This is a genomic window from Bifidobacterium sp. UTBIF-78 (genome assembly GCF_006408945.1).
In the GTDB taxonomy this organism is placed as follows: domain Bacteria; phylum Actinomycetota; class Actinomycetes; order Actinomycetales; family Bifidobacteriaceae; genus Bifidobacterium; species Bifidobacterium myosotis.
In genome coordinates, this window is record NZ_JFAO01000029.1 from 21,038 (window position 1) to 46,473 (window position 25,436).

The following is a 25,436-nucleotide window of genomic DNA, read 5'->3' on the forward strand; positions in this document are numbered from 1 at the left end:
CTAGACCAGACGCCAATCAACGAAGGAGTTGAAGCATGTCCGCATCACAGGCAGGACGGCCGCGCAAGGGGAGCGCGCGCAGGATACCCCGCCAGCACATCGACCGTAAAGGCCAGGAGATCTCCGGCTGGCTGTTCTGCCTGCCGATGATCGTGATCCTCGGCGTCTTCCTGTTCGTCCCGATTCTCATGGCCCTGTGGGTGAGCGTGTCCGACTGGACCGGCCGCGGCACCCCGTTCGTCGGCAACGTGAACTTCGTGGGCGCCGAGAACTACGCGGATGTGCTCACCACGCCGGGCCTCGCCCAGAGCGACTTCGGCACGGCGTTGCGCAACAACGCCTGGTACACGCTCATCGTGGTGCCGTTGCAGACGCTGCTTTCGCTGGCGCTCGCGGTGATGCTCAACCGCAAGATCCTCAAGGCGCGCGGATTCTTCCGCACCGCGTTCTACTTCCCCTCGGTCACCAGCTCCGTGGCCATCACCGTGCTGTGGCTCTTCCTGTTCAACGCCGCCGGCCCGATCAACGCCATGCTCAAGTGGTTCGGCGTCAAGGGGCCGAACTGGTTCAACGACCCGCAGGGCATCATCCACATTCTGCTCGGCGCGTTCGGCATCAAGAACGGCCCGGCAGTGCTCACCGAGCACAGCTTCCTCGGCGTGAGCGCCTGGGACTGGCTGGCCGGCCCGTCGGTGGCGATGTTCGCCATCATCCTCATGGTCATCTTCACCACCTCCGGCACCTTCATGCTCATGTTCATCGCCGCGCTCCAGAGCATCGGCGAGGCCACCGAGGAGGCGGCCATCATGGACGGCGCCACCCCGTGGCAGCGTATGTGGCAGGTCACCGTGCCGCAGCTCAAGCCCACGATCTTCACCGTCGTCACGCTCGGCATCATCGGCACCTGGCAGGTGTTCGACCAGATCTACACCGGTACCCAGGGCGGCCCGGCCAAGACCACGCTGACCACCGCGTACCTCTCGTACAGCGCGGCGTTCAACAGTCAGGAGTGGGGCCGTGGCGCCGCGATCTCCTTCATCCTGTTCGTCATCATCATCGTGATGACCTGGATTCAGCGCTGGGTGATGAAGGACAAGAAGATGTCCCGTCGCAGGCGCGCCGACTACGAGGCCATGAAGGCGGAAGCCCGGTCCATGACCAAGGCCGAGATCATGTCGCTGGGCGTGAGCCGCAAGGCCAGGGCCGGGGCTGCCGCGGCCACCGCCAGCAGCGCAGCCGCCGGCACCGCAGCTGCCACCACCACAGGAAAGGACCGCTGACATGAACACGGGCACCAAGAACGTCTCCTGGTTCAAGCGATTCCGCGACAGCGGCGTCATCCTGTACCTCATCCTCGCCGTGATCGCGCTGATCTACATCATGCCGTTCATCACGCAGGTGGCCACCTCGTTCAAAACCGACGCCGACGCCACGGCCAACCCCGTCTCGCTCGTGCCGGAGATTTGGACGACCGCCGCCTACCGCAAGCTGTTCCTCAACTCCGACTTCCCGGTCTGGTTCAAGAACTCGTTCATCGTGACCATCGTGGTGACGCTGGGCCGCGTGTTCTTCGACTCGTTGGCCGGCTATGCGCTCGCCCGCATCGATTTCCGTGGCCGCAACTTCATCTTCAGCATGCTGCTCGCCGTGATGAGCGTGCCCATGGTGGTGCTGCTCATCCCCAAGTTCCTCATCATCAAGAGCCTGGGCATCTACGACAGCTACGCGGGCATGATCCTGCCGCTGCTCATCGACGCGGCCGGCGTGTTCATCATGAAGAACTTCTTCGAATCGATTCCCCGGTCCGTGGAGGAGCAGGCGATGATCGACCGCGCGGGCACCTTCCGCATCTTCTGGTCGATCGTGCTGCCGATGGCCCGCCCGGCGCTGGTGACCATCTCGATCCTGTCCTTCCAGGGATCGTGGAACGAGCTGTCGCACTTCATCGTCTCCACGCAGTCCTCGTCGCTGACCACGCTGACCAAGGGCGTCGCCTCGCTCGCCAGCGGCCAGCTGTCCGCAGGCAACCAGTACCCGGTCAAGCTCGCGGCGGCCGTCGTGATGACCATCCCCGTGGCCGTGCTGTTCTTCATCTTCCAAAAGCAGATCATGAACAGCTCCGAAGGCTCCGTCAAGGAATAACTCCCCCCCCCCAATTATTCCGGCCGCGCCCGCCACCAATCCCACTTTCGAATTTGGAGCACAACTATGACCATATCCCAGCAGATCCGCCAGCCGTGGATGCACGACATGAGTCCGATCATCGCCGCGCCCGCCCAGCTGTGGGCCGAGGCCGACGGCACGGTGGACGCCGAGCGTCCCCACGCGGGCGCCGCCAACCTTGCCGGTTACTACGTGGGCGATACCCGCATCTTGTCCCGCATCGTCACGGCCATCGACGGTGAGGCGCCGACGCCGATCGCATGGTCCTCGCCGGCCAAGGGCCGCAGCGTCACCTCGCTGGTCGCCCGCAATATCGACGGGCCGACCGTGGACCCGTCCGTGCGCGTGACCGAAACCCGCGAGCTCACGCCCGACGCGCTCGTCGAACGGTTCGAGATCGCCAGCGTGATCGACGAACCCGTCGAGCTCGATCTCGCTGTGACGCTTCGGTTCGACATGGCCACGATGCAGGAGATCAAGGGCGGGTCGCCGTCCGCGGCGGCCGGCAGCGGTCAGGTCGTCCTCGCCGTATCGCATGGTGGCGGCCAGCATGCCGCCAGCAATGATGTCGCCGATGCCGCTGGTAGCGACAATGGCACTAATGGTGCTGAGAACAATGCCGGCGTTGGCGCAACTCCCACTCCCGCTTCCACCGGCACTAGCACCAGCACCAGCACCGGCACTGCGCATGCGCCTTCCGCGCTCCACGTCACCTACGGCGGCATCACAGTGGATGTGATGCCCGATTCGGCTCTGGCCCCGACCGTCAGCGCGAATGGGCTCAACGGCACGTTCACCTGGCATCTGACCGTGCCGGCGCGCGGCCGGAGCGCCGTGGGCCTCACGGTCTCCGTGAGCACCGCAGCCAATGCCGTCACGGCGGCCACCGCCGACTGTCCGTGGAGCGCCGTCACCGTCACCGCCGCGGACAGCCGCGTTGCCGACTGGGTCAACACGTCGCTGCGCGATCTCGCCGGCCTGCGCATGGCCATCCCCGCCCTGCCGCACGACGAGTTCCTCGCCGCCGGCGCGCCCTGGTTCTTCACATTGTTCGGCCGCGACTCGCTGTGGGCCGCCCGGTTCATGCTGCCGCTGACCACGCGCACCGCGATGGGCACGCTGCGCACGCTCGCGCACTTCCAGGCCACCGTATCCGACCCGGAGACCAATGCCGATCCCGGCAAGATCATGCACGAACTGCGCGCGGAACCGCTGGTGCAGAGCGGCGCGTTCGACAACGGCATGCACCTGCCGCCGCTCTATTACGGCACCATCGATGCCACGCCGCTGTGGATCATCCTGCTCGCCGAGGCGCTGCGTTGGGGAGCGCCCGAAGAGGAAGTTCGCGAGCTGCTGCCCAACCTTGAGGCCGCGCTCGCATGGCTGCGCGATTGGGGTGATTGCGACGGTGACGGCTTCCTTGAATACATCGACCGCACCGGCCACGGCCTGAGCAATCAGGGCTGGAAGGATTCCGGCGACTCCGTGCGCTGGAATGACGGCAGCATCGCCGAGGGGCCCATCGCCCTGTGCGAGGTGCAGGGCTACGCCTATCAGGCCGCCGTGCTGGGCGCCGACCTGTTGGACCGTTTCGGCCGGCCGGGCGCCGACGAATGGCGCGACTGGGCCGCACAGCTCAAGACCCGCTTCAACGAACAATTCTGGGTGGACGACGGCCGTGGACAATACCCGGCCATCGCGCTCGATAAGCACAAGCGTCCTGTGGACTCGCTCACGAGCAACATCGGCCATCTGCTCGGCACCGGCATTCTGGATGCGGACGGTGTTGCGGACGTGGTCAAGCGGCTCTCCGGCAGCGACATGCTCTCCGGCTACGGCGTGCGTACGATGAGCACCCTCGCCGGCGGATACTGGCCGGAAAGCTACCACTGCGGCTCGGTCTGGGCGCACGACAGCGCCATCGTCATGAACGGCCTGCGCGCCGAAGGCTACGAGGTCGAGGCGTTGCGCGTGGCTGAGGGCCTGGTCCGCGCGGCCGATACGTTCGGTTACCAGATTCCGGAACTGTATTCCGGTGACGAGGGGGAGTCCGGTCCGGCGTCCTACCCGGCCGCATGCCATCCGCAAGCCTGGTCCGCCGCATCGTCCGTGTCCGTGCTCGCACTATTGCTCGGCTTGGAGCCGGGAGCAGCGGCCGGCACCGGTACTCCCGCCGCCTCACCACTCGCCCAAGGCCTCCACATCACCAAAGCCTAAGCTGACCGGCTCAGTTCCAGAAGGCTTCCCTCCTGAGGGGAGCATAGGCAGGATGGAATGGGACCGAGAGGAACCCTAACAGAAGCCAAACCAAGGCGAGTCCGCAACCTCCTAGCGCCCACAACCCCTACATCGCAAACGGCTCGTAATAGATATCGTCCGCGGTCACGCCATGACTGAACAGGATGGCACGCACGGCCTCCATCATCGGCTGCGGGCCGGCGATGAGGTAGATGGCGTGCGGTCGAATCATCGGCGCGATGGTCGCCTCGTCCGGTCGCTGCGCCATCAGACGGATGCGCGTGGACGGCGTGGTGCGGCCGAACTGTTCGAGCTCGTCGCGGTAGATGAAGTCCCTCTCCGACCGGGCGGTGTATAGGAAGTCGACGGGCCGGGCGCCGTCGGCGTACGTGGTGAGCACGCCGAGCAGCGGCGTGATGCCGATGCCGCCGCCGATGAGCACCAGCGGAACCGTGCCATGCGTATTGTCGTGCGTACGGTCATGCTCCTTGATGAACTCGGCGTACCGGCCGTACGGCGGCACCACGAGCACGACGTCGCCCGGTTTGAGCGAGGCGATGCGTGCGGTGAAATCACCGTCGGCGCGGATGGCGAACGACATCACCGGGGCATCCGGATGCGGCGTGGTGAGGACGGTGCCGTTCGCGGTGGAGGTGTTCGCGGCCATCGGTCCGGGCGTGCGCGCGGCGGCGAACGACGTGCTGTTCGGCGAGGGATAGGCGTTCGTCAGCGAGAACGGGTGGAACTCGTGCATGCCGCGCTTGCCCGGGAAGGCGATGAACGCGAAATCACCGGGATTCCAGCGGATCTGCTCGCGGTCGCCGCTGCCGAACGTCACGCGCAGCTCGGTGACCCTATCGGCGAGCGGACGGACCGACGCCACCCAGCCGCGCAGCGCGAAGGCGCGGCGGTTCACCGAACTCCACACGTAATAGGCGAACACGGCGATGGTCGCGGCGTCGAACAGGAAGATGAACGGCTTGATGGAGGCGATGTAGTCGATGACGTGCACATGGAGCGCGATCAGCGCGATGGCCACCAGATTGAGCCGGTGCAGCCAGACGCTCATCTCATGGCGGAACACCCGCTCCAGCCCGCGCTTGATGCGGGCAAGCAGCGGGAACTTGGCGGTGAGCCAGCTGGCCATGAACACCAGTGACCACACCGCCACGGCCATGAACAGGTAGAGGCCCGCGTGGCCGGTCAGCCCGATGAGCGCGCCTGCGCCCGGCAGCAGTGACTGATGCAGGAAGGCGAGGATGATGGCCAGAATCGCCAACACGCCGTGGATCATGTACATATGCGGCAGGCCGACCGTGCGGTCCACCCAGCGCGGGCGGCACGCGAGATAGACGGCGGCCAGCATCCAGATGTACGCGACGACGCCCAGCTCGGCGCCGAACAGCGCATCGCTGTACAGTGCGGGGAACCCGGCGACGAGGGTGGCCAGGAACGGCAGCGGTATGATGAACAGCACCACGGCCCATGCCAAGGCGATGTTCGAGGTTATACGTTTCATGATTGATGGTCCTTTATCGGTCTTTATCGGTGTGGTGTGGAATCGGAAAGCGGTGATGCGGTCCGCCGCCAAGTGATGCGGTCGCAATCGGGCGGGCTGGGTGCGTGGCGGGTGGTTGGCGGGCGCGTGGCGGGCTGTCCTGCGATTACACGATGACGGGGTTTCGGTTGCGGGTGCTGGCCGTTAGTCATCGCCGTTATCGTGTGATGGGTGCCGTCGCGCGCTCTTCGGCGGGCTGACCGGGGTGCCGGTGCGCCGGGAGTAGCCTGCCTGCCGAAGATCGATGATCCGGATGGTCATGATAGTCCTGTCTGGCTCGGATGCAGTTCGGTGACGGTGCCATCGGCCCGCACGAACACGGCCATGAGATTGGACTGGGCTGTGGGATTGGGTGCCGTGGGACTGGCTGGTGCCGTGGGACTGCCCGCCACGATGTTGCGGAAGGCGGCCTCACCGGCGCTGACGGCGGCAGTGGCCCACATGTCCGCGAACGTCAGGCGATCGTCGATGACGGTGACCTGTTTGAGGTCTCGCGCGGTGCGGGTGATGTGTTCGCCGCGCTGGCTGGTGCCGGAGGTTGCGATGCCGCCGTTGCACATGGTGACGGTGCGTAGCGTGCCGCGTGGATTGGCCGGGTCCTGCACGCCGATGCGCCATGTGAAGTCGCTGTCATCGGCCACGGCGGTCTGGATGTCCCCGCCGCCGCCCAGCGCGGCCGCGTCACACCGGCCGGAGAGGATGAGCGGCATGAGGAACCGTTCGTGTGCGCGCTCGATGGCCCAACCCTTGACGATGCCGGTCGGGTCGTAGACGCCTGCGTGCATCGGGTCGAAATGGCCGTGGGTGAGCTGCTTGGCCTGCTGGGCCAGCGCGTAGACCTCGGCGAATTCGGATTGCGGCCGGCGGGTGCCGTCGGGGGAGATTGTGGTGCCGTGATGGCGGGTGCCGTGTGTGTCTTGGGTGCCGTGTGCGTTGTGTGTGCCGCGCAGCAGTCCGGACCAATCGCCGCGGCGGGCGGCGCTGACCTGCGAATCATGCCGGAACGGGGAGAACGTGGCGTCCACATGCTGCAGGAACACGCCGATCTGCGGCGTCACCTCGTCGATGAGCGTGGCGAGGTACGTGGCATCGCGGCGCTCGCTGACGAGCTGGACGGTGAACGGGATGGTCATCGCGTGGATGACGCGGGCTTGGATGGTTGCCATGATGATGCGGATTGCCGGATTCGTTGGATTCGTGGACGATGCCGGTCGGTTGTTGTCGGGGCTGCTCAGTTGCCGGCGTTCTGCGCCTGATTGATGGCGTCCTGCAGCGAGTTGACGAAGGCCGTGGAGGTCTCGGTGGCTCCGGAGACGAACTGGATGTCCGAACTTTGCGCACTGATTGCGCGGTCGGTGAGTTCCGGGATGGCTTGGGCGTTGACGGACTGCGAGCGGCCGTGGGTCGGTGCCTTCACCGTGGTGATGGTGGTGATTTTGCCGCCTTCCACCTTGACCTGCAGCTGGATTTCGCCATAGGCGTTCGGGCTGGCCACGCTGGTGTAGGTGCCGTCCTTGAGGGTGCTGTTGGTGTCGCTGTTGGAGCCAGCATCGGTGTCTGCGGAGCTACTTGACGAATCGGCGGAATCCGAGCTTGTACCGGCGTTTGAGCTGTCGCCTGAGCCGGAATCGGTGCCGGTGCTGCCGGAGTTGCCGGAGGCGCTGCCCGACCCACTAGCGTCGGATGTCGATGCGCCGTCGCCGCCGGCCAGCGACAGTCCGGTGCCGGAGGCCGCTTGCTGCGCCAGATGCGGTTTGACGAACAGCAGGAATGCGTCGCCGATGATGGCCAGTCCCGCCACCGCGGCGATGACCGCACGAGTGACTGTTTTCATGGTTGTCCCCTCGATATATCTGAAATATCTGATATGCAGTATTGAAAATCGCGCCGCCGAAACACCGCACGGCGTTGAAGAAACCTCTGATACCTCGAGCCTAACTGGCCCAGCCTGACGTGGTCGTTAATGCTGACTGAAAGTCCGCTGAAAACCGGCGGTTTTGTGATGAAGCTCTCATTGATGCCATGGCCTATCTGGGAATCGAGTGACTATTGTCCGTCTGGTATCTGTCTGTTATCCGTCTGTTGTCCGTTGCATGTCGCATCTGACTGCGGCATGCGGCACACCGCATCGGAATGCCGCATGCCGCAAGTGAGACTGTTGCCGCTACGCGGGATTCGGTGTCGCCTGCTGGTTGGGTTCCGATCCGAGCCGGTGCCGGTGCCGCTGTGCGGGTTGCGGTGTTGCTGTGCGGGTTGCGGTGTCGCGTTGCGGTGTTGCGGTGTTGCGGTGCCGATTCGTTTGGTGCTGGTTCATGTTGGTGGGGGATTGCTTACCGTCGTCGCCGTGCCATTACTTGGCTCCGTGACGACGGTTGTGGGGCTCAGCGTCGCCGTGAAGCCAAGCACTGGCAGATTTCCAACGTTAGGAAGCTTCTCAGCGTTGGAGTTCTGCCAACAATTGGTCGCTCGGCGACGCTGAGCGCTATTCAGCGTTGCTGACGGGCCATGAAGTGGCCGCGCGGTGACGCTGAGCATTATTGGCGTCGCTGGAGAGCCAACGACTGGCCGCGTGGCGATGCGGAGGAGAAGGGGTACGCATGGATGAGGTCTGAAGCGGCGATGGCATGCCCCTATTCGACGAAGCTCGTATTCCATATTGCAAGGTCGAAAACCCTATCAAGCATAATGAAGCGCCGAACCGCGAAAGCGCCTGTCGGCGCAAGGGCCGCTCGCAGCGGCAATAAATGGAGCCCGGGGCTTAAGCACGGTCCGACGCGACTCACCAGTATAGCGGCTACCCCTTTGGGGCTCGCCGGGCGTGAACGGCTCGGCTCGAAGGAACCTGCTGTCTCGTGGATGGCTGTCTCGCGCATTGCTGTTCTGCAGATTGTGTAAAACAGCTGTCGCGCGGGGTCGGCCCGCCAGCCGTAGCTGCTACTCCAGCTTGCCCCGGCGCCACAGATTCGCCCCGTGCTCGAACGCGCGGGCGGTGGACATGAGGTTCGCGCCGGTGTGCAGCAGCTTGGCGGCCTGGGCGCGCGCGGCCTTCTCATCGGCCGGCGCGACCCCACCATTCGCCGTGGACCGATCGACAATCCGTCGTGCCTCCACGCGCAGGCCCAACGCCACCACATCGGTGAACGCCGCCGCGCGCTCCATCGCCACCGCGAAGTCGCCCACGAACGCGCCGGACAGAATCGAATCGGCCAGACGCGCGATGTCATCCTCGGTAGGCGCCTGATCGACGCCGGCGATGGCGGAGGCCGTGGTGGCCACCGGCTCGCCCACGCGCCACAGCCGTGCGATGGCGTCGCGGTTCGACCTCATCCACGTACGCAGCATGTACAGCCGCCACAGCACGCCGGGCAGCGAATCCGGCTCGGCGTCGCTCCATAATTCGGCGATCTCATCCACGCCGACCGTCTCCACCAACGTCAGCACCCGTCGTACCACTTCCGGGTCCTCGCTGTGTCGCACGCGGTCCAGCAGGGCCGCGGCCGAAAGATGACTCATCTCGCTGATGGCCTGCGGGTCCATGCCGCCGGCCAACCCGTCGGCCACTGCCGGATCGAGCTGGGCCGGCCTCGACGGGCGCATCGAACCCATGCGCGCCGGGCTGAACGCGGCACTGGCAGAACGCAGCGAGCCGAACCCCGGACCGAGTCCGGAGCCATGCGAGGCGTGGGCGGCGGCCGCGGCGGCCGAGGAATTGGAGGAATCGGGGAAAGCTGGTCTAGTAGACAAGTGGATGAACCTTCTGGATGTCGATGATCTTCGGGCCGTCCGGCGTGGGGATGACGAACAGTGCCAGCGCCGTGCCGGTCGGCATGTATGGGGTTTTGGCGATCAGGCGTTTGCCCAGCGCGGGCGAGGCGCACAAGGACCGCAGATGCTCGAACATACCACCAATCACCGGCCGATGCATGCAGATAGCGGTCGGTTCGCGCCGCTCGAGCATGTAGGTGATCTCGCCGTACAGGCAATCCCATGCCGCATCGGGGTTCTGCGCGAACGAGTCCTCGGTGAGCTGGTCGAGGGTGATCATGGGCCGGCCGGTCTGCCAGGAGAACGTTTGCAGTGTCTCCATGCAGCGAATCCACGGCGAAGTGGTCAGCCGCACGGGGTTGAAGCAGGCGAGCTCGTAGTTGAGCGCGAAAGCCGCCGCGGCCCCGCGCGGCGTGATAGGTCGGTTGGCGTCCGTACCCTTCCACAGCTTCCGGGCCTCGGCCTTGCCATGCCGCACAAGGAGGAACGGCAACGCGTCCAACGCCCCCTCCTCGACGCGATCCACGAACAGGGCCAGGATGTCGCGGTCCGTGGAATGGGTGAGCTTCCTGCGCGCCTCGGCCGGGGTGAGCCAGACAAGCTCGTCAATCTCGCCCACATCGGCACGATGCACCGGACCGAACGCCTGCGTGCGCTTGAGGTTGTCAATCGGACTGATGGCCGTGGCCATCCAGAACTGCACACGCTTGGTGTCCGAGCTCAGATCCTTGGTATGACGCTGTTTGCTGCCCTCCTCGGCCTGCGGGTACTCCACGTCGCCCAGATAGGGCCCGAGCGCCACCGGCAGGCCCGTCTCCTCGCCAATCTCGCGTACCGCGGCGTGTCGCGCGGATTCGTTCGGGTCGAGTTTGCCCTTCGGCCAGCTCCAGTCGTCGTATTTCGGCCGATGCACGATGCACAGTTCGATGTGGTTCAGTACGTTGTCGGCTGCTTCGGCGCAGCCGTGCGAGGGGGAAGCCGTGCCGGAGGGGGAGGTCGGCATGACGTCGTGGGGTGCGAAGGCGTTGGGGGCAGTGGGGTTCGTGTGGGTGGCGGATGCGCTGGGGAGGTTGTTCGGGGTGTTGAAGGGGTATTGGGTATCGGAGCGGCCGTTCCATCGTGCGTTTCGGTCGTCGTCGGTCTTCCACCGGTACAGCAGGCCGCCGGCGGCTTCTATGACATGTCTCATGTGTTGACTACCCATCACTGGTCATTGTAGGGCAAAACCCACTGCCGCTACGTAGTTTCATTCCTGAAAACGACGATGCCCGGCCCCGCGGTTGGGCGGGAGACCGGGCATCATCATGTTTCTGTCCGTTACCACTGTAGCAGTGTTCGCTCGTGAGCGTTCACACGGTCGGTAGCCGGCTGAGTCGCGTCGATCAGTTGTGCGAGCTGGGGCGACGCTGGTGCTTGCGGATCAGGTACTCCTGGCTGTCCACCAGCGGACGGCCTTCGTCGTCCTTGGTGTGCAGCACGTAGGTGCCGTCCGGCTGCATGTGCCAGCTCACGGTGGAGTCGGCCATCTGCAGGTCCACGTACTTGATGAGCTCGTCAATCTGCTCCGGGGCGGTCACGCGCACCAGAGCCTCGACACGACGGTCAAGGTTGCGGTGCATGAGGTCGGCGGAACCGATGTAGACCTCGGGGCCGGAGGCCGGGCCCTCGCCGATCTGCGGGCCGTCCGCGTTGCAGAAGGCGTAGATGCGGGAGTGCTCGAGGAAGCGGCCGAGGATCGAACGCACGCGGATGTTCTCCGACAGGCCCGGAACGCCCGGCTTCAGGGCGCAGATGCCGCGCTCGACGATGTCGATCTTCACGCCGGCCTGAGAGGCGCGGTACAGGGCGTCGATCGTCTTCTCGTCCACGATGGAGTTGGCCTTGATCTTGATCCAGGCCTCCTTGCCGGCGCGGGCGGCGTCCTCCTCGCGGCGGATGCGCTGGATGAGGCCGGAGCGCACGGTGCGCGGAGCCACGAGCAGACGGTGGAAGCTGGACTTCGGCGCGTAGCCCGACAGCTGGTTGAACAGGCGGGTGAGGTCCTGGCCGACCACCGGGTCGCAGGTGAGCAGACCGAGGTCGGTGTAGACGCGGGCGGTCTTCGGGTTGTAGTTACCGGTGCCCACATGGCAGTAGCGACGCAGGCCGTCGGCCTCCTGGCGAACCACCTCGATGAGCTTGCAGTGGGTCTTGAGGCCCACGATGCCGTACACCACATGCACGCCGGCGCGCTCGAGCTTACGGGCCCAGGCGATGTTGGCGTCCTCGTCGAAGCGGGCCTTGATCTCCACCAGGGCCAGCACCTGCTTGCCCGCGTGGGCGGCGTCGATCAGTGCGTCGATGATCGGCGAGTTGGAGCTGGTTCGGTAGAGCGTCTGCTTGATGGCCAGAACCTTAGGATCCGCAGCAGCCTGCGCCAGAAAGGCCTGGACGGAGGTGGAGAAGGAGTCGTAGGGGTGGTGCAGCAGGATGTCGCGCTCGCGAATCGCGGCGAAGATGTCCTGTGCGCGGCTCGACTCGACCTCGGCAATCTGACGGTTCGTGGTCGGCACGAACGGGCGGAACTTGAGGTCCGGACGGTCCACGCCGCCGAGCTCGAAGAGCACGGTCATGTCCAGCGGGCTGGGCAGGCGGTAGACCTCGTCCTGGCTGACGCCGAGCTGGTCGGCGAGCAGCTGGGAGAGGAACGGGCTGGTGGAGTCGGTGATCTCGAGGCGGATCGGCGGTCCGAAGCGACGGCGCAGCAGTTCCTTCTCCATGGCGTTGAGCAGGTTCTCGGCGTCATCCTCTTCGACGTCGATGTCCTCGTTGCGGGTCACGCGGAAGGAGCGGGCCTCCTTGATGATCATGCCCGGGAACAGGGATTCGAGGTGGGCGGCGATGAGCTTCTCCATGGTGATGAAGCCGTAGCGCTCGTCCTTGGACTCCTCGTCGGTCATGTCATCCACAGGCACCAGACGCGGCAGGTTGCCCGGAATCTTGACGCGGGCGAAGTGCGACTTGCCGGAGGACGGGTTCTCGACGATTACGGCGAGGTTAATGGAACCGCCGGAGATGTACGGGAACGGGTGGGCCGGGTCCACCGCGAGCGGGGTCAGGACCGGGAAGACCTGCTGGCGGTAGTAGCGGGACAGACGCTCCTGCTCGGCGGAGGTGAGCTTGTCCCACGGCAGCAGGACGATGTGCTCTTTCTCCAGCTCCGGCAGGATGGTGTCGATCACGTAGTGGGCGTGCTCGTCCTGCAGGCGGTGCGCGGTCTCGCTGATGGCGCGCAGCTGCTGACGCGGGCTCAGGCCGGCCGCGGACGGCACGGCGATGCCGGAGTCGATACGGCGCTTCAGGCCGGCGACGCGGACCATGAAGAACTCGTCCAGGTTCGACGCGAAAATCGCGGCGAAGGTGGCGCGTTCCAGCAACGGGGTGTCCTCGTTCTCCGCCATCTCGAGCACGCGCTGGTTGAACTTGAGCCAGCTCAGCTCACGGTCGAAGAAACGATCCTTGGGCAGCGGCGCCTCGCCCTCCTGATCGACGCGGCGGTCGTTCTTGTCGGTTTCGGCAATGTGCTCTGCGATTTGACTGCGCAGAATTGCCTTTGATGGTGCATCGAATATCTGTGCCATAGTTTATATCGTAGGCTTTGGCGTGGCCGGTGGCCGGGGTGACGCACGAGAATTCAACGGCCGTTCATATTTGGGATGGGGCTTTCCCACGATGCTTACGGTGGATTTTGCGGTGGCCGTGGCGGTAGTGCCGGGCGCTGATGGCTGGCCTGTGCGACACGCCGTGATGATGACGGAATCGCACACAAGCGAACATCGTTCCCGTTCGATATGAACGTTTCGACTCGATTGTTTCGGGGGTGTCCGTCCGATTGAACATTTGCGATAAAAACCGCACAACCGCCGTATGCGGGTTGCGCGGAAGAGCGCTCATGAATAGATTATGAGGTACAAGAACAACTGAACAGAGCAGAGCCCACAAATAGTGTATGGTCACGAGGACTGTTACGTTGGACGGGCATTGGAAAGACTTACCGTTACAACGATGAGGTTGTGCAGAGATTCTGCTCCAGTAGTTGCTCTTGGAAGAAAAGGCCCGCTCCGGCGGGCCTTTTCGTTTGCTCGGGCACGGCGCGCCGGTGGCGGCCAGCCGTTCATGGGCGCGATGTTCATGGGTACAGTGGAGGCTATGACGGAAACACAGCGTGCCCCTGAGGGGTTGATGTCGAAGCCACGAATCAAGCCGGCCGATGCCGAAGACGATCGCCCGGTTTCCATCTCCGCGCGTCTGGGGCGTCTCCAGTTCCATAATTCCGGCAAGTTCCGCGTGCTGCAGGTCGCGGACATCCAGGACGGGCCGAAAATCGCCAAGGATACGATGTCGCTCATCGAGGCGAGTCTGGACGCCTCGCGCCCCGATCTGGTGATTTTCTCCGGCAACCAGATTGCCGGGTACGATCAGGCCTTTGCCGGTTCCTTCCGCAAGCGTCGTTGGTCCGACGATCCGGTGTCCGATACGGCGTTGGCGAAGACGCGCGAACTGGTGCGCAAGGCCATCGGGCAATGCGTGGGACCGCTGGTCAAACGCGGCATCCCGTGGGCGGTGACCTATGGCAACCATGATTTCCAATGCGGACTTGACGATGCCGAACTGGATGTGATGTACCGCGAGTTTCCCGGGTGCGTGAATCCGCCGCGGCAGTGGGAGACCAGTGATGCGCGCGGTGTTGCGCCGGGCGAATCGGGGGTGATCAGGGGAGTCGGTCCCCTGCCCGACCAAGTCGTCTTCGCCTGCGAGCCGGGCACCTTCGCCCTGCCGGTGACGGATGCGGAACGCACGCGCAACGTGCTGGGGCTGGTGCTCGTCAATTCCGGCGATTACGCGCATGGCGGCGGTTTCGGTACGCCTTCGGCGGACGCGCTGCGATTCCTGCGCGAGTTGCCGGAGCGCATCGGCGCGGAATCCATGGTGTTCCAGCATATGCCGTTGCCGGAATACTACGACGTGCTTCGCCCGGTGGCCGCGACCACGGCCTTCGCCATGCAGGGATACCGCGACCATTCCAACACCTATTACGTGTTGGACGAAACCAAGACGCAGGTCGGTGGCTATCTGGGGGAGGGCATCTCCTGCCCGGACCGGTCTGAGGAATTCGAGGCGTTGCGCGGGGGATGCATCGGAGTGGCGGCAGGCCACGATCACCGCAACGGCTTCGTCGGCGAGCATGACGGGATGCTGCTCATCGCCACGCCGACCTGCGGGTTCAACACGTACGGTCCCGCGCCGGCCAAGCGGGCCACGCGACTCATCGAATTCGATATCCGCCATCCGTACGAGCCACGCACCCAGTTGCTCGAATTCGGCGAATTGGTGGGCAAGCCCAGCTCCAAGCGGGCGTACACCTATGCGGTGAACCAGCAGACCCCCGGCGAGGGGGAGGGCGACGATCTGCTGCGCAAGCCAAGCCTGTGGGGCCAACTGACCGGACTCTTCAGGTGATTCCTAATGGTCTGCCTAATGGTCTGTCTCGTAAACGAATTAATGGCGTAGCATACTGGCATCCATTCATTTGGCGGATTTCTCATTCATCTGATAGATGGATTACTCGCGAGGGTGTTGAAACGGCGTCGTTTCAACACCCTCGCGTTGCGGGTTATCTACCAAATGAAAGAGAAGACCACTAAATGAATAAAGAATCCCATCTCGCGTTCTATGCCGGAAGTTCGTTTACGAGGGGGAGATGCGGGGCGCGGTACCGATGCCCGGGAATATGAATCAGGCGATATCAACCGGGACGTTGCGGAGTCGGCAATGCAAAACGCCCGCCGAGCAATCGTCGGCGGGCGTTCTTCGTATAGACATCAATATTACGTATTACGTCAGTGAATCAGTAATCAGTAATCAGGGGGCAATCAGGAAGTGCGATCAGCGCACGGCCTTGACCAGCGCCTCGGTGAGGTACTTGCCGGCGGCCATGACCAGCGGCGCGTAACGACGGCCGGGGGCGGCGCCCATGCGGCCGGTCGGGCCGGAGATGGAGATCGCGGCGATCACCTGACCGGAGGCGTTGCGGATCGGCGCGGAGATCGAGCACACGCCCTCCTCGCGCTCGTTGACCGACTCGGCCCAGCCGCGCTTGCGCACTGCGGCCAGCTTGGTGGCGGTGAACTTGGCGTGGCGCAGTCCCTGATGCAGGCGGTCGGAATCCTCCCAAGCCAACAGGATCTGCGCGGCGGAACCGGCCTCCATCGACAGCATGGCGCCCACGGGAATCGAGTCCCGCAGGCCGGAGGCGCGTTCCACGGCGGCGATACACACGCGCTGGTCACCCTGACGGCGGTAGATCTGCGCGGATTCGCCGGTGCGGTCGAGCAGGGTGCGCAGAATCGGGCCGGCGGCGGTGAGCAGACGGTCCTCGCCGGCGGCCGCGGCCAGTTCGGCGAAGCGGGAGCCGAGCACGAAGCGACCGTGCTGGTCGCGCAGCACGAAACGATGGCGTTCCAGCGCGATGGCCAGACGATGCGCGGTCGGACGTGCCAGACCGGTGGCCGCCACGAGCTGGCCCAGCGTGGAAGGGCCGGACTCGAGCGCATCGAGAATCTTTACGGTTTTATCAAGCACGCCTACGCCGGAATGAATCTCCCCGTCGTCCTTCGGAGCGGCCTCTTCGGTCGGCTCTTCGTCGGTCAGGCTGTGGTCCAATGGTTCTTCTTGGGAATCAGTCATAATATAGGCGATTATGCCATCTCACATAGTGAAATGCAAAATCGGGGAAGTGTCTCACGACGTGATCACTGCGGCATTGTCGCAATCGGTGAGAATCGGCCTCGCCCTACGGTCGTCATCTCAATATCCGGCCCTATCGATGGCCGCCCAAACCGCACCACATAGGCTATTACCACGAACAAGGCGCGAATACAATACCTCGCGCGGAATTTTTTGGAGGAACCACTATGGGAACGACACTGGCCGAGAAGGTCTGGGCCGATCATCTGGTGCGCAAGGGTAGCGACGGCGCACCCGATCTGCTGTACATCGACCTGATGCTCATGCACGAAGTCACCAGTCCGCAGGCGTTCGAGGGACTTCGCCTGGCCGGCCGCAAGCCGCGCCACGTCGATCAGCTCATCGCCACCGAGGACCACAACACCCCGACCGTCGATATCGACCGTCCCAATCCGGACAAGACCAGCGCGCTGCAGCTGAGCACGCTGGAGAAGAACTGCAAGGAGTTCGGCGTGCGCCTGCACCCGCTGGGCGACGCCGATCAGGGCATCGTCCATGCCTTCGCGCCGATTCTGGGCCTCACCCAGCCGGGCATGACCATCGTGTGCGGCGACTCGCACACCTCGACGCACGGCGCGTTCGGCGCGCTGGCGTTCGGCATCGGCACCTCCGAGGTCGAACATGTGATGGCCACGCAGACCCTCTCCTTGAAGCCGTTCAAGACCATGGCCATCAACGTCAACGGCAAGCTGCCGTCGGACGCCACGGCCAAGGACATCATTCTGGCGATCATCGCCAAGATCGGCACCGGCGGCGGCCAGGGCTACGTGATCGAATACCGCGGCGAGGCGATTCGCAACCTCACCATGGACGAGCGCATGACCGTGTGCAACATGTCCATCGAGGCCGGTGCCCGCGCAGGCATGATCGCGCCGGACGAGACCACGTTCGAGTACCTGAAGGGCCGCCCGCACGCGCCGGAAGGCGAGATGTGGGACCGCGCCGTCGAGTACTGGAAGACGCTCAGGACCGATGACGACGCCGTGTTCGACAAGGTGGTGGACATCGACGCCACCAAGCTCGGGCCGTATGTGACGTGGGGCACCAACCCCGGTCAGGGCCTGCCGATTACCGCGAATGTGCCGGTGCCGTCCGAGATCGCGGACGCCACCGCGCGCGCCGCCGCCGAGCGCGCCATCGACTACATGGACCTGAAGCCCGGCATGCCAATCAAGGACATCGCCGTGGACACCGTGTTCATCGGCTCGTGCACCAACGGCCGCATCGACGACCTGCGTCAGGCCGCGGCGATCATGAAGGGCCACCACAAGGCGAAGAACATCCACCGCGTGCTGGTGGTGCCGGCGTCCTCCCGCGTTCGTCTCGAGGCGGAGAGGGAAGGACTCGACAAGGTGTTCGAGGACTTCGGCGCCGAGTGGCGTAACGCCGGCTGCTCGATGTGCTTGGGCATGAACCCGGACAAGCTGGTCCCGGGCGAGCGCTCGATCTCCACGTCGAACCGCAACTTCGAGGGACGTCAGGGCAAGGGCTCGCGCACGCATCTGGCGTCGCCGGCCGTGGCCGCCGCCACCGCCATCCGCGGCACGATTTCCTCGCCCGCCGACCTCTGAACCCCGGATTCCTCGACTTCGCAAACTTCGCATCGGCCTCTTCTTGGCGAGGAGGCTCCCGGCAGGACCGGGTGGGGGAGACCCCGAAAGGACAATCATGGAAAAACTCACTACTTTGACCGGCGTGGGCGTGCCGCTGCGCCGTTCCAACGTCGATACCGACCAGATCATTCCGGCCGTGTTCCTGAAGCGCGTGACCAAGACCGGCTTCGACGACGCACTGTTCTACGCATGGCGCCGCGACCCGAACTTCGTGCTCAACAAGCCGGAGTATGCCGGCAAGGGCCAGATTCTGGTCGCCGGCCCCGAATTCGGCATCGGCTCCTCCCGTGAGCACGCCGTGTGGGCGCTGCACGATTATGGATTCCGTGTGGTGATTGCGCCGAGCTTCGCCGACATCTTCTACGGCAACACCGCCAAGAACGGCGTGCTGGCCGCCATCATGCCGCAGGAGTCCGTCGAGCTGCTGTGGAAGCTGCTCGAAGAGGAGCCTGGCCGCGAAATGACCGTCTCGCTGGAGACCCGCACCGTCACCTGCGGTGACGTGACCCTGCCGTTCGAGGTGAACGACTACACCCGCTGGCGTCTGATGAACGGCTACGACGACATCGACCTGACCCTGCAGCACGAGGACGACATCGCCGCCTACGAAAAGATGCGCGCCGAAAAGTTCCCGTTCAAGCCCAAGACCATCCCCGCCAAGCACTGGCCCGAAGAGCCCATCCAGTCCGCCCGCGAGCCCGAAGATGATAACTGGGCGGGCCCGTTGGCCGATCGCGGCATTATTTAGCTGAGCCGTTAAGCGGGCAGTCCGGTGGACTGCCCGTAGGCGAGGCCTGGGTGAGACGATAGTCGAGCGAAGGTGTGTTGGGCCTCGTCCTTTAGGGCGAGTCCATTATTGCTGGACGAGGCCCGTTGGCCGATCGCGGCATAATTTGATTCTCTGTGCTGTGCACAGCAGCGAGATTAACCGTGCATATGCGTGTCGGGGCAGGATAGTGTGCCCCGGCACGCATTTTTCGTTGATTTTTGGGCTTGTGGGGCACAGGGCTTTCGGGGGCCGAAATACCAAGGTTTCAAGAATGGCGGAATTCCGCGGTTTCTTGCTGGGGCTATGTGCCCCGCTAGAGGATTGGACCGTTACAAAAGCGTGCGGGGGCAAGCCACTGTGCCCCCGCACGCCGAAAACCTCTGATATTCGGCTAGCGGGGCACGGGAATTTGTACACGAAATCCGATTGTATCGATACAAAGCAGTATCGTGCCGCATTGGTAAGCCCACCTCGATGCCTATGTGTCAGCGTGTACCAGCGTGTGCCGGGCATCCGACGACGCTTGCAGTCAGGAATCATCCCTTCAGCCAGCGTTCCAAGGTGGCGGCATCGGAACGATGCAGGAACATGAATCGCAGCGTATCGAGGCCGTTCATCACAAACAATGACATTTGCACTCGCTCTATGCCATGCGGTTCGCGCCACAGCGTGGTGGACCGCGTGATCGACTGGACCCGTGCGCGGCGAGTCACCATCAGATACGTGGTCATTCCAACGGCCCCGGTCACCGCAATGCGATGACTCATGGTCGGGCGCGCGTTTGCGACCGCACTGGTTTCGATGCCGTAGCAGCCATCTCCATCCGGCAGCACCGCGTACCCTTCCGCGTGTGACTTCAGCCACCGCGTGACCGTCCACCACAATCCGCCCACGAAAAGCAGTACGGAAACCCACCAAGGCCATCCGAAGTCAGGGACAGGCCCCGGCACGGTGTCAAGTCCGAGGCCGGCGAGCGGGCCGGCTTCGGAGCCAAGCCCTGCCAGCGCCGTCGCGGCCAACGTGATCGCGAGCGGCATGGTGAGGTAGTACCGAAGCAATCGGCGCCCGGTGCGTCGCAACGCCATGACATGCGGCATGCCGGGCGACGCGGCGTGCGGAAGTCCATCTGCCGTGTTGCGGGATTCGCTACGCTCCGCAACAGTGCCGCGCAGTTCGTCGCACGGATGGTCGTGTGCCGCCGCACTATGTGATTCTCCGTGTGCGGCCACGGCGCCCTCGCGTACGGCCACGGCACATTGCGGCTCTCCGGGCGTCGCCGTCGCGCTTGGCGATTCGTCGTTCGCCGCCGCATCACTGCCCGATTCGCCGCGCGTCTCACCCAGCCTGCGCACATCCCACTCCGGCAGCATCGCGTGCAGCACGTCGTACACTCGACTCGTGCCGATCACCGGAAGGATTCGTGCGGCCGAGATGCCGCTTTCCTCACTGCTCGAGGCCACCGAGGAGCTCAGGCCGAGCCCGACCGAGCACAGGTGGAACGGACGGCGCAACAATGATTGCCGTATCGTCACCGTCTGGATGCGACTGACCGGGATTGCCGTCGTATGGCGTGTGAACAGGCCGCGCACCACCACCAGATCGTCGCCGCGCCGCCAGACCTCGAATCCGTAGAATTGCAGCAGGGATCTGACGATGCTCACCGTCATGAGCAGTATGACGCACGCGAGAATCAGCAATACGATTGCCGTCAATCCGCGAGCCAGCAAGGCGCCGAACGAGTCCACGGCGTCGTGCATCAGCCGTCGCGGCAGAATGTCCTGCACATTCTGCACGAACCCGAACACCACGAACGCGGCGGCGATGAACCCGATGTCGGTAATGGAGTAGAGCACGATGTCCTTCACCGAAGCGCGGAAGACGGGCGCCTGCGCGGATGCCGGCCGCCTCGATATCGCCGGGGAGGTCGTGGGTCGGCTTGATGTTCCGGGCGGCGTTTCCCGGGATGGAAGTTCCTGATTCGGTCCCACCTGATTGAACGCCGTGCGACTTGGCGGTGCCTGGTCCGGAGACGTGCGGTCGGGTGCGGTCGGATGCAGCGTCGTTCGGCCGGCCGCCGGCTGATTCGAGGTCGTCTGCGCGGGTGATACGGGTGCTGCGGGTGATACAGACGATACGGGCGAAAGGGTCGCGCTGGGGTTTCCGATGGAGATTGTGCCGGCGTTTCCGGCGGAGGCCGAGCTGGGGTCTTCGATGGAGGCCACGTTGGTGGTCTGGGTGGGGGATGCGCTGGGGTTTCCGATGGAGATTGTGCCGGTGATTCCGGTGGAAACCACGCCGAGGTTTCCGGTGGAAGCCACGCCGGTGGTTTCGGCGGAAGTCGCACCGGTGGCCTCGGTGGGGGATGCGCCGGGGTTTCTGATGGAGATTGTGCCGGTGATTCCGGTGAAAGCCACGCCGAGGTTTCCGGTGGAAGCTACGCCGGTGGTTTCGGCGGGGATCGTGTCACCGGCCTTGCCGCCCGAGGCCGCCCGCAATCGTTCCAATTCGAGCTGCAGGGCGGTGGGCACCGCATCCAGCCGGATATCCGTATCCGCGGCACCGGCCGCCGACACCGTGAGCCGTACGACGCCGAACGGTTGCAGATACACGGGGGACGCACTGTTGATGGCATGAATCGAGCCGTAGCTGATGGTGCGGTTCTTGCGGAAGAATAGACCGGATTTGAACGACAGCGAGTCCGGTCCGAGCCGGTATCTGGTCGTGAACCAGTCGATGGCGGGCTGGGCCAGTGCCACCAAAGTCACGACGACGATGATTAGCATGATGACCAGCGGGGACAGATGCTCCCGCATGATAATGAGCAGGCCGAGGAACAGACCCACCACGCCTTTGATGCTTTCCGTCAGGCCCACGACCAGCGCGGTCGGGTGCAGCATGCGCCATGCCACGTCGGGACTGGGACGGTGATCGGGGCCGGTGTCGGAATCAGGATTGGTGCCGGGACTGGGGCGGGAATCAGACGTTGGATCGGTACCGGAGGGCGTGGCGGTGCCGGAGGACACGGCGGTGCTGGAGGACACGGCGGTGGCGGAGCGCGTGGCGGTGACGAAACGTGTGGCGGTACCGGAGGACGTGGTGCCGCTGGGAACATCGGATGTCGGAGGAACGCCGGTCGGCTGGGAAAGGTCGGCCGTCGCGGGACCAGCGGCAGTTGGAGGAACGTCAGCCATCAGAAAGTCATCGGTCGTCAGCGAAGCGCCGGCATTGCTGGAATCACTCATCACAGATCGTCCTTCGCGACGGCCACGCGCTCGGTGATCAGCGCCACGATGCGCTCCGCCTCGGCCGTATCCAGCGCGGCGATTTCATGCTCGTCGGCGGCCGTATGCACCACCACCGTAGTGAGTCCGAAACGGCGTTGCACCGGGTTCTGCTTGGTGTCCACATGCTGCACGCGGGTGTACGGCGTGGTGGTGGAGTTGCGGAACAGCCAGCCTTTGCGGGTGGCCAGGTCGCGCTCGCCGATGCGGAACCGGGTGAAGGCGTACATGTACTTGGTTTGCAACGGTTGCGAGACGAGTTCCAGCACCGCATAGATGACGGCGATCCCCACGATGAGCCGCTGCCAGAATCCCCACCAGCCGTTCGCGAGGCAGATGGCCGTGATTACGCCGCACACCGCCAGCCAGATTGCGCATTGAATCGCTTCGTTGATGAGCCATACGGTACGGACGCGCGGCGGCAACGGTCGCCAGCCCTCGAAACAGGAGGGTGTCGGAACACTGCTGCTCGACTCAGATGCGAGTCGGTTGGGTTCGTCCTGTCCCGGGTCGGCTGGGATGAGTACCGTCGCATGGGACTCGGACGGATTGCGACCGGGCTGGCCGGATGCCGTCGGCGCGGGCTGCGGCGATGATGCTCCCGATGAATCGGTTTCGGACGAATCGACGAAACCGGCCGATGCGTTGGACTCAGCTGCGTGCCAATCATCCATCAGATACCCCCTCTGCATCCCTCTATATGATGTCTGCCTCACCCACTGTATCGGACGTGATTGCGCCCACAGAGGACCGGTACACATCTGTTGACCGACGGCCATCGTAACTGGACGGGGCGGGGCGGATGCGGTTGAGTAGAGGCAAGGCCCAATACCGGAGCCAAGCAAAGGAACAATCATGAACCGATCCGATCCCGATTACGTCCCGGAACCAAATATCTCTGGTGTCCACCGCGGCAATGCCGATGGGCTGACGACGAATGAAGCGCAGACTCCGGCCGCGCCGGCGCAATCTCTGCCGCCGCAGCCTCCGCAATCGCCACAATCGCCACAACCGCCACAACCGCCACAGCACAGCGAGAACCCGTTCACGCCGCAGTCGGGAGCCTCAGGAGACAATGGTACCGGCGATAACGGCTTCGCGGCCCCCTGGTATCCGGCGGTCGGCGGGTATCCGGTGGCCGGCAACCCGTCCCCGAATCCGTACGCGGTCAATGTGCCGCAGCCCCCACGCCAATGGCTACTGCACGATGAGCCGCCGCTGTGGGCGCCGTGGTACGGCATCGGCTTCGGCAAGGCGATTGCGCGGTTCTTCCGCAAGACCTTCATCTTCCACGGTCGGGCCTCACGCGGCGAATACTGGTGGGCGTTCCTGTTCAACATCCTCGTCGTGGGCGCGGTGGGCGTGGCCGCGTACGGCGTGGGCGAGCTGATTGGCGTCAGCGACACCGCCGGCACGAAGTACGGCAGCTCTCCTCTGGACGACTTCATGGACAACGCTGCGGCCCTTGCCCAGCTGGTGCTGTTCATCCCGAATCTGTCGCTGGCGGTCCGTCGCCTGCACGACGAAAACCGCCGCGGCTGGTGGGTGCTGCTGCCTGCGGCGTTGCAGATCGGCGCGGTGGCGGTGTTCATCGGCACCATCATCGCGATGGCGCAGGCTTCCGGCGGAACACTTGATGACGTGGGCTCCGCGCAGGCCGTCATCGTGTCGCTGCTCGCGTTCTTCGGCATGTATCTGCTCTCGTTGTTGGCTTCTATCGTGCTGATGATCGGTCCCAGCAATCTGAAGGGCATGCGGTTCGACCGGCCGGGCGCCCCGCGTTACCCAGGGCAATGAGCAAGGAGAGTCCGACGATGATGGGACCCACGAAAATGCCGTCTCCGGGCTTGCCGCAGCCCGTCCGTCGGGTGCTGGATTGGTGGCATGCGCCGCATTTTCTGGCGAAGACGAGCGTGATCGTCGAGACGTTGGAAGTGGCGTCGATGATCATCTGGCCGCCGAACAGTCCGGCGCAGATGCTGATCGCCTTTGCTTGGCTGGTGCTGGTGGCCGCGTTGCCGTTCGCACCGCGGGTGCTGTGCGTTGCAGGGTTGCTGCTCAGTCTCGTCACGACCGGACTGCCGGGGCAGGGGGCTTGGAATACCGGCGTTTTCGCGGTTTTTGGGCTGTTCCTGACCGTCGGCTACGTGATGCCGCGATGGGCCGCGATTGCGCTGCCGGTGGGCTTTTCGGCGTTGGATGCAGCAGGGTTCGTCTGGTTCGGGGCCGGCTCGTTGGGCGGCACCCTGATTCAGGGTGTGATCGACGGACTGAACGGCATCCAGCGTGATGCGGCGGCCGAGTCGGGCGTGATATTGGGGGCCGACGCCGCCTCGCTGCCGCAATACGCGACCATCGTGTTCGTGTCCACGCTAGTTCTGGATCTGATGGTGCTGGGGTTCCTCACGATGTGCAGCGCCGCGTTTCGGCGCACCGCGGCCGCAGGAGAGCGGGCCGCTCGCGCCGAGCAGCTGCTGGGGCGCGTGACCCGCGAGCAGCAGCTGGCCCATATGATTCATGATTCGGTGGCCAACGACATGTCCACCATCGCGATGCTCGCATGGCGCGCAAAGGCCGCGGAGGACGACAGCCAGATGCTTGACGCGATTTACGCGAGGTCGCATCACGCGCTGGACCGCGTACACGAGGTGATTGACGTACTCAACGGCAGACGCGATCTGGCCGAGCTGGAAGGGGAAGGGGCCACCGGTGTCGGCGGTTCGGTTGGCCACGTTGGTGCTGACACTGATGCCGACGCTCGGGGCGATTCGGTTGGCGACGTGTCCTTTGATATCCAGGTCGAGAAATACGTGGAGGATCAGGACCGCACGATGCGCATGTTGGGACTTGCAGGTGTAAGCCGGTTCAATAGCGTGCCGGATGCGGTGGTATCGAAACCGTCTCAGCGTGCCGTGATGGGACTGCTTGAGGAAGTGTACGCGAACATCGTGCGGCACTGCGCGATGGGTGAGATGGCATCGGTGGACGCGATGGACGGCACGCTGGCCCCGGATGAGGGTGAGGGTGAGGGCGAGGGCGAGCCGGCGTACAACCTGTTCGTCGATATTGGACATGATCGTATCCGCATCAGCGAGGTCAACGCGCTCGCCGACGAACGGCACACACTGGTCCATGGGCGTAAGCACGGCAGCGGACTGGCGTTGCACCGTGACGTCATCGAATCGCTTGGCGGCACCCTCAACACCAGTCGTCAGGACGGTACATGGATGCTTAGTGCCGACATCCCGGTGTAAGGCCTCGCT

The 25,436-nt window shown here is 64.4% G+C and carries 17 protein-coding genes; 8 read left to right on the forward strand and 9 right to left on the reverse strand.

Translation table 11 applies throughout. From position 1 onward, the window contains the following. Positions 1-35 precede the first annotated feature (35 nt). The 3 genes from BG22_RS07155 (at position 36) to BG22_RS07165 (ending at position 4,380) form a co-directional block, all read left to right on the forward strand. The gene (locus tag BG22_RS07155) at positions 36-1,280 is read left to right on the forward strand and encodes a carbohydrate ABC transporter permease (protein ID WP_140494433.1); all 1,245 of its coding nucleotides are present in this window, start codon (positions 36-38) and stop codon (positions 1,278-1,280) included. Between the two features lies 1 nt (position 1,281). Then, positions 1,282-2,142: a carbohydrate ABC transporter permease gene (locus BG22_RS07160; protein WP_140494435.1), complete on the forward strand. Its 861-nt coding sequence runs from the start codon at positions 1,282-1,284 to the stop codon at positions 2,140-2,142. A gap of 66 nt (positions 2,143-2,208) precedes the next feature. Next, the gene (locus BG22_RS07165; protein WP_140494437.1) at positions 2,209-4,380 is read left to right on the forward strand and encodes a glycogen debranching N-terminal domain-containing protein; all 2,172 of its coding nucleotides are present in this window, start codon (positions 2,209-2,211) and stop codon (positions 4,378-4,380) included. Between the two features lie 127 nt (positions 4,381-4,507). On the opposite strand, the gene BG22_RS07170 is transcribed toward BG22_RS07165, so the two are convergent. The 6 genes from BG22_RS07170 to BG22_RS07195 form a co-directional block, all read right to left on the reverse strand. After that, positions 4,508-5,920: a hypothetical protein gene (locus BG22_RS07170; protein ID WP_140494439.1), complete on the reverse strand. Its 1,413-nt coding sequence runs from the start codon at positions 5,918-5,920 to the stop codon at positions 4,508-4,510. A 296-nt stretch (positions 5,921-6,216) separates the two neighbouring features. After that, positions 6,217-7,125 carry an FAD:protein FMN transferase gene (locus BG22_RS07175; protein WP_140494441.1) on the reverse strand — a complete coding sequence of 303 codons (909 nt, stop codon included), beginning with the start codon at positions 7,123-7,125 and terminating at the stop codon, positions 6,217-6,219. A gap of 65 nt (positions 7,126-7,190) precedes the next feature. Further along, positions 7,191-7,793, reverse strand: coding sequence for an FMN-binding protein (locus tag BG22_RS07180; RefSeq protein WP_140494443.1), 603 nt, complete (start codon positions 7,791-7,793; stop codon positions 7,191-7,193). A gap of 1,100 nt (positions 7,794-8,893) precedes the next feature. Next, entirely contained in the window at positions 8,894-9,703 is an 810-nt protein-coding gene (locus BG22_RS07185; RefSeq protein WP_140494445.1) for a hypothetical protein, read from the reverse strand. After that, complete coding sequence (locus BG22_RS07190; protein WP_375137709.1) at positions 9,693-10,727, reverse strand: NUDIX domain-containing protein; 1,035 nt, start codon at positions 10,725-10,727, stop codon at positions 9,693-9,695. Before BG22_RS07190 ends, BG22_RS07185 begins: the two co-directional genes overlap by 11 nt. Positions 10,728-11,106: 379 nt before the next feature. Further along, the gene (locus BG22_RS07195) at positions 11,107-13,344 is read right to left on the reverse strand and encodes an RNA degradosome polyphosphate kinase (RefSeq protein ID WP_094667546.1); all 2,238 of its coding nucleotides are present in this window, start codon (positions 13,342-13,344) and stop codon (positions 11,107-11,109) included. Positions 13,345-13,912: 568 nt separating this feature from the next. On the opposite strand from BG22_RS07195, the gene BG22_RS07200 reads away from it, so the two are divergent. Next, entirely contained in the window at positions 13,913-15,223 is a 1,311-nt protein-coding gene (locus BG22_RS07200; RefSeq protein WP_140494449.1) for a metallophosphoesterase, read from the forward strand. 426 nt (positions 15,224-15,649) lie between these two features. On the opposite strand, the gene BG22_RS07205 is transcribed toward BG22_RS07200, so the two are convergent. Further along, the gene (locus tag BG22_RS07205) at positions 15,650-16,450 is read right to left on the reverse strand and encodes an IclR family transcriptional regulator (protein WP_181163437.1); all 801 of its coding nucleotides are present in this window, start codon (positions 16,448-16,450) and stop codon (positions 15,650-15,652) included. Positions 16,451-16,677: 227 nt separating this feature from the next. Between BG22_RS07205 and leuC the strand changes: the two genes are divergently transcribed. Together leuC and leuD are read left to right on the forward strand one after the other, a co-directional pair. Continuing rightward, a complete protein-coding gene (gene leuC / locus BG22_RS07210) occupies positions 16,678-18,081 on the forward strand; it encodes a 3-isopropylmalate dehydratase large subunit (protein WP_140494451.1) in 1,404 nt (467 codons plus the stop codon). A gap of 97 nt (positions 18,082-18,178) precedes the next feature. Continuing rightward, positions 18,179-18,871: a 3-isopropylmalate dehydratase small subunit gene (gene leuD, locus BG22_RS07215; RefSeq protein ID WP_140494452.1), complete on the forward strand. Its 693-nt coding sequence runs from the start codon at positions 18,179-18,181 to the stop codon at positions 18,869-18,871. Between the two features lie 557 nt (positions 18,872-19,428). Here the strand turns inward: leuD and BG22_RS07220 are convergent. Continuing rightward, positions 19,429-22,134 carry a PH domain-containing protein gene (locus BG22_RS07220; RefSeq protein WP_181163438.1) on the reverse strand — a complete coding sequence of 902 codons (2,706 nt, stop codon included), beginning with the start codon at positions 22,132-22,134 and terminating at the stop codon, positions 19,429-19,431. Then, entirely contained in the window at positions 22,134-22,847 is a 714-nt protein-coding gene (locus BG22_RS07230) for a PH domain-containing protein (protein ID WP_181163439.1), read from the reverse strand. The genes BG22_RS07220 and BG22_RS07230 overlap by 1 nt, the downstream gene beginning before the upstream one ends. Positions 22,848-23,028: 181 nt before the next feature. Between BG22_RS07230 and BG22_RS07235 the strand changes: the two genes are divergently transcribed. Together BG22_RS07235 and BG22_RS07240 are read left to right on the forward strand one after the other, a co-directional pair. Then, positions 23,029-23,970, forward strand: a complete 942-nt coding sequence (locus BG22_RS07235) for a DUF805 domain-containing protein (RefSeq protein WP_140494461.1) — start codon at positions 23,029-23,031, stop codon at positions 23,968-23,970. Between the two features lie 17 nt (positions 23,971-23,987). Continuing rightward, complete coding sequence (locus tag BG22_RS07240; protein WP_140494462.1) at positions 23,988-25,427, forward strand: hypothetical protein; 1,440 nt, start codon at positions 23,988-23,990, stop codon at positions 25,425-25,427. Positions 25,428-25,436 lie beyond the last annotated feature (9 nt).

Bases quoted from the DNA above. Each gene is read 5' to 3' on its own strand.
- leuC (WP_140494451.1), top strand. From the start codon at position 16,678: ATGGGAACGACACTGGCCGAGAAGGTCTGGGCCGATCATCTGGTGCGC.
- BG22_RS07170 (WP_140494439.1), bottom strand. From the start codon at position 5,920: ATGAAACGTATAACCTCGAACATCGCCTTGGCATGGGCCGTGGTGCTG.
- BG22_RS07175 (WP_140494441.1), bottom strand. From the start codon at position 7,125: ATGGCAACCATCCAAGCCCGCGTCATCCACGCGATGACCATCCCGTTC.
- BG22_RS07230 (WP_181163439.1), bottom strand. From the start codon at position 22,847: ATGGATGATTGGCACGCAGCTGAGTCCAACGCATCGGCCGGTTTCGTC.
- BG22_RS07235 (WP_140494461.1), top strand. From the start codon at position 23,029: ATGAACCGATCCGATCCCGATTACGTCCCGGAACCAAATATCTCTGGT.
- BG22_RS07180 (WP_140494443.1), bottom strand. From the start codon at position 7,793: ATGAAAACAGTCACTCGTGCGGTCATCGCCGCGGTGGCGGGACTGGCC.
- BG22_RS07195 (WP_094667546.1), bottom strand. From the start codon at position 13,344: ATGGCACAGATATTCGATGCACCATCAAAGGCAATTCTGCGCAGTCAA.
- BG22_RS07160 (WP_140494435.1), top strand. From the start codon at position 1,282: ATGAACACGGGCACCAAGAACGTCTCCTGGTTCAAGCGATTCCGCGAC.
- BG22_RS07165 (WP_140494437.1), top strand. From the start codon at position 2,209: ATGACCATATCCCAGCAGATCCGCCAGCCGTGGATGCACGACATGAGT.
- BG22_RS07200 (WP_140494449.1), top strand. From the start codon at position 13,913: ATGACGGAAACACAGCGTGCCCCTGAGGGGTTGATGTCGAAGCCACGA.
- BG22_RS07205 (WP_181163437.1), bottom strand. From the start codon at position 16,450: ATGACTGATTCCCAAGAAGAACCATTGGACCACAGCCTGACCGACGAA.
- BG22_RS07190 (WP_375137709.1), bottom strand. From the start codon at position 10,727: ATGCCGACCTCCCCCTCCGGCACGGCTTCCCCCTCGCACGGCTGCGCC.
- BG22_RS07240 (WP_140494462.1), top strand. From the start codon at position 23,988: ATGATGGGACCCACGAAAATGCCGTCTCCGGGCTTGCCGCAGCCCGTC.
- leuD (WP_140494452.1), top strand. From the start codon at position 18,179: ATGGAAAAACTCACTACTTTGACCGGCGTGGGCGTGCCGCTGCGCCGT.
- BG22_RS07220 (WP_181163438.1), bottom strand. From the start codon at position 22,134: ATGAGTGATTCCAGCAATGCCGGCGCTTCGCTGACGACCGATGACTTT.
- BG22_RS07155 (WP_140494433.1), top strand. From the start codon at position 36: ATGTCCGCATCACAGGCAGGACGGCCGCGCAAGGGGAGCGCGCGCAGG.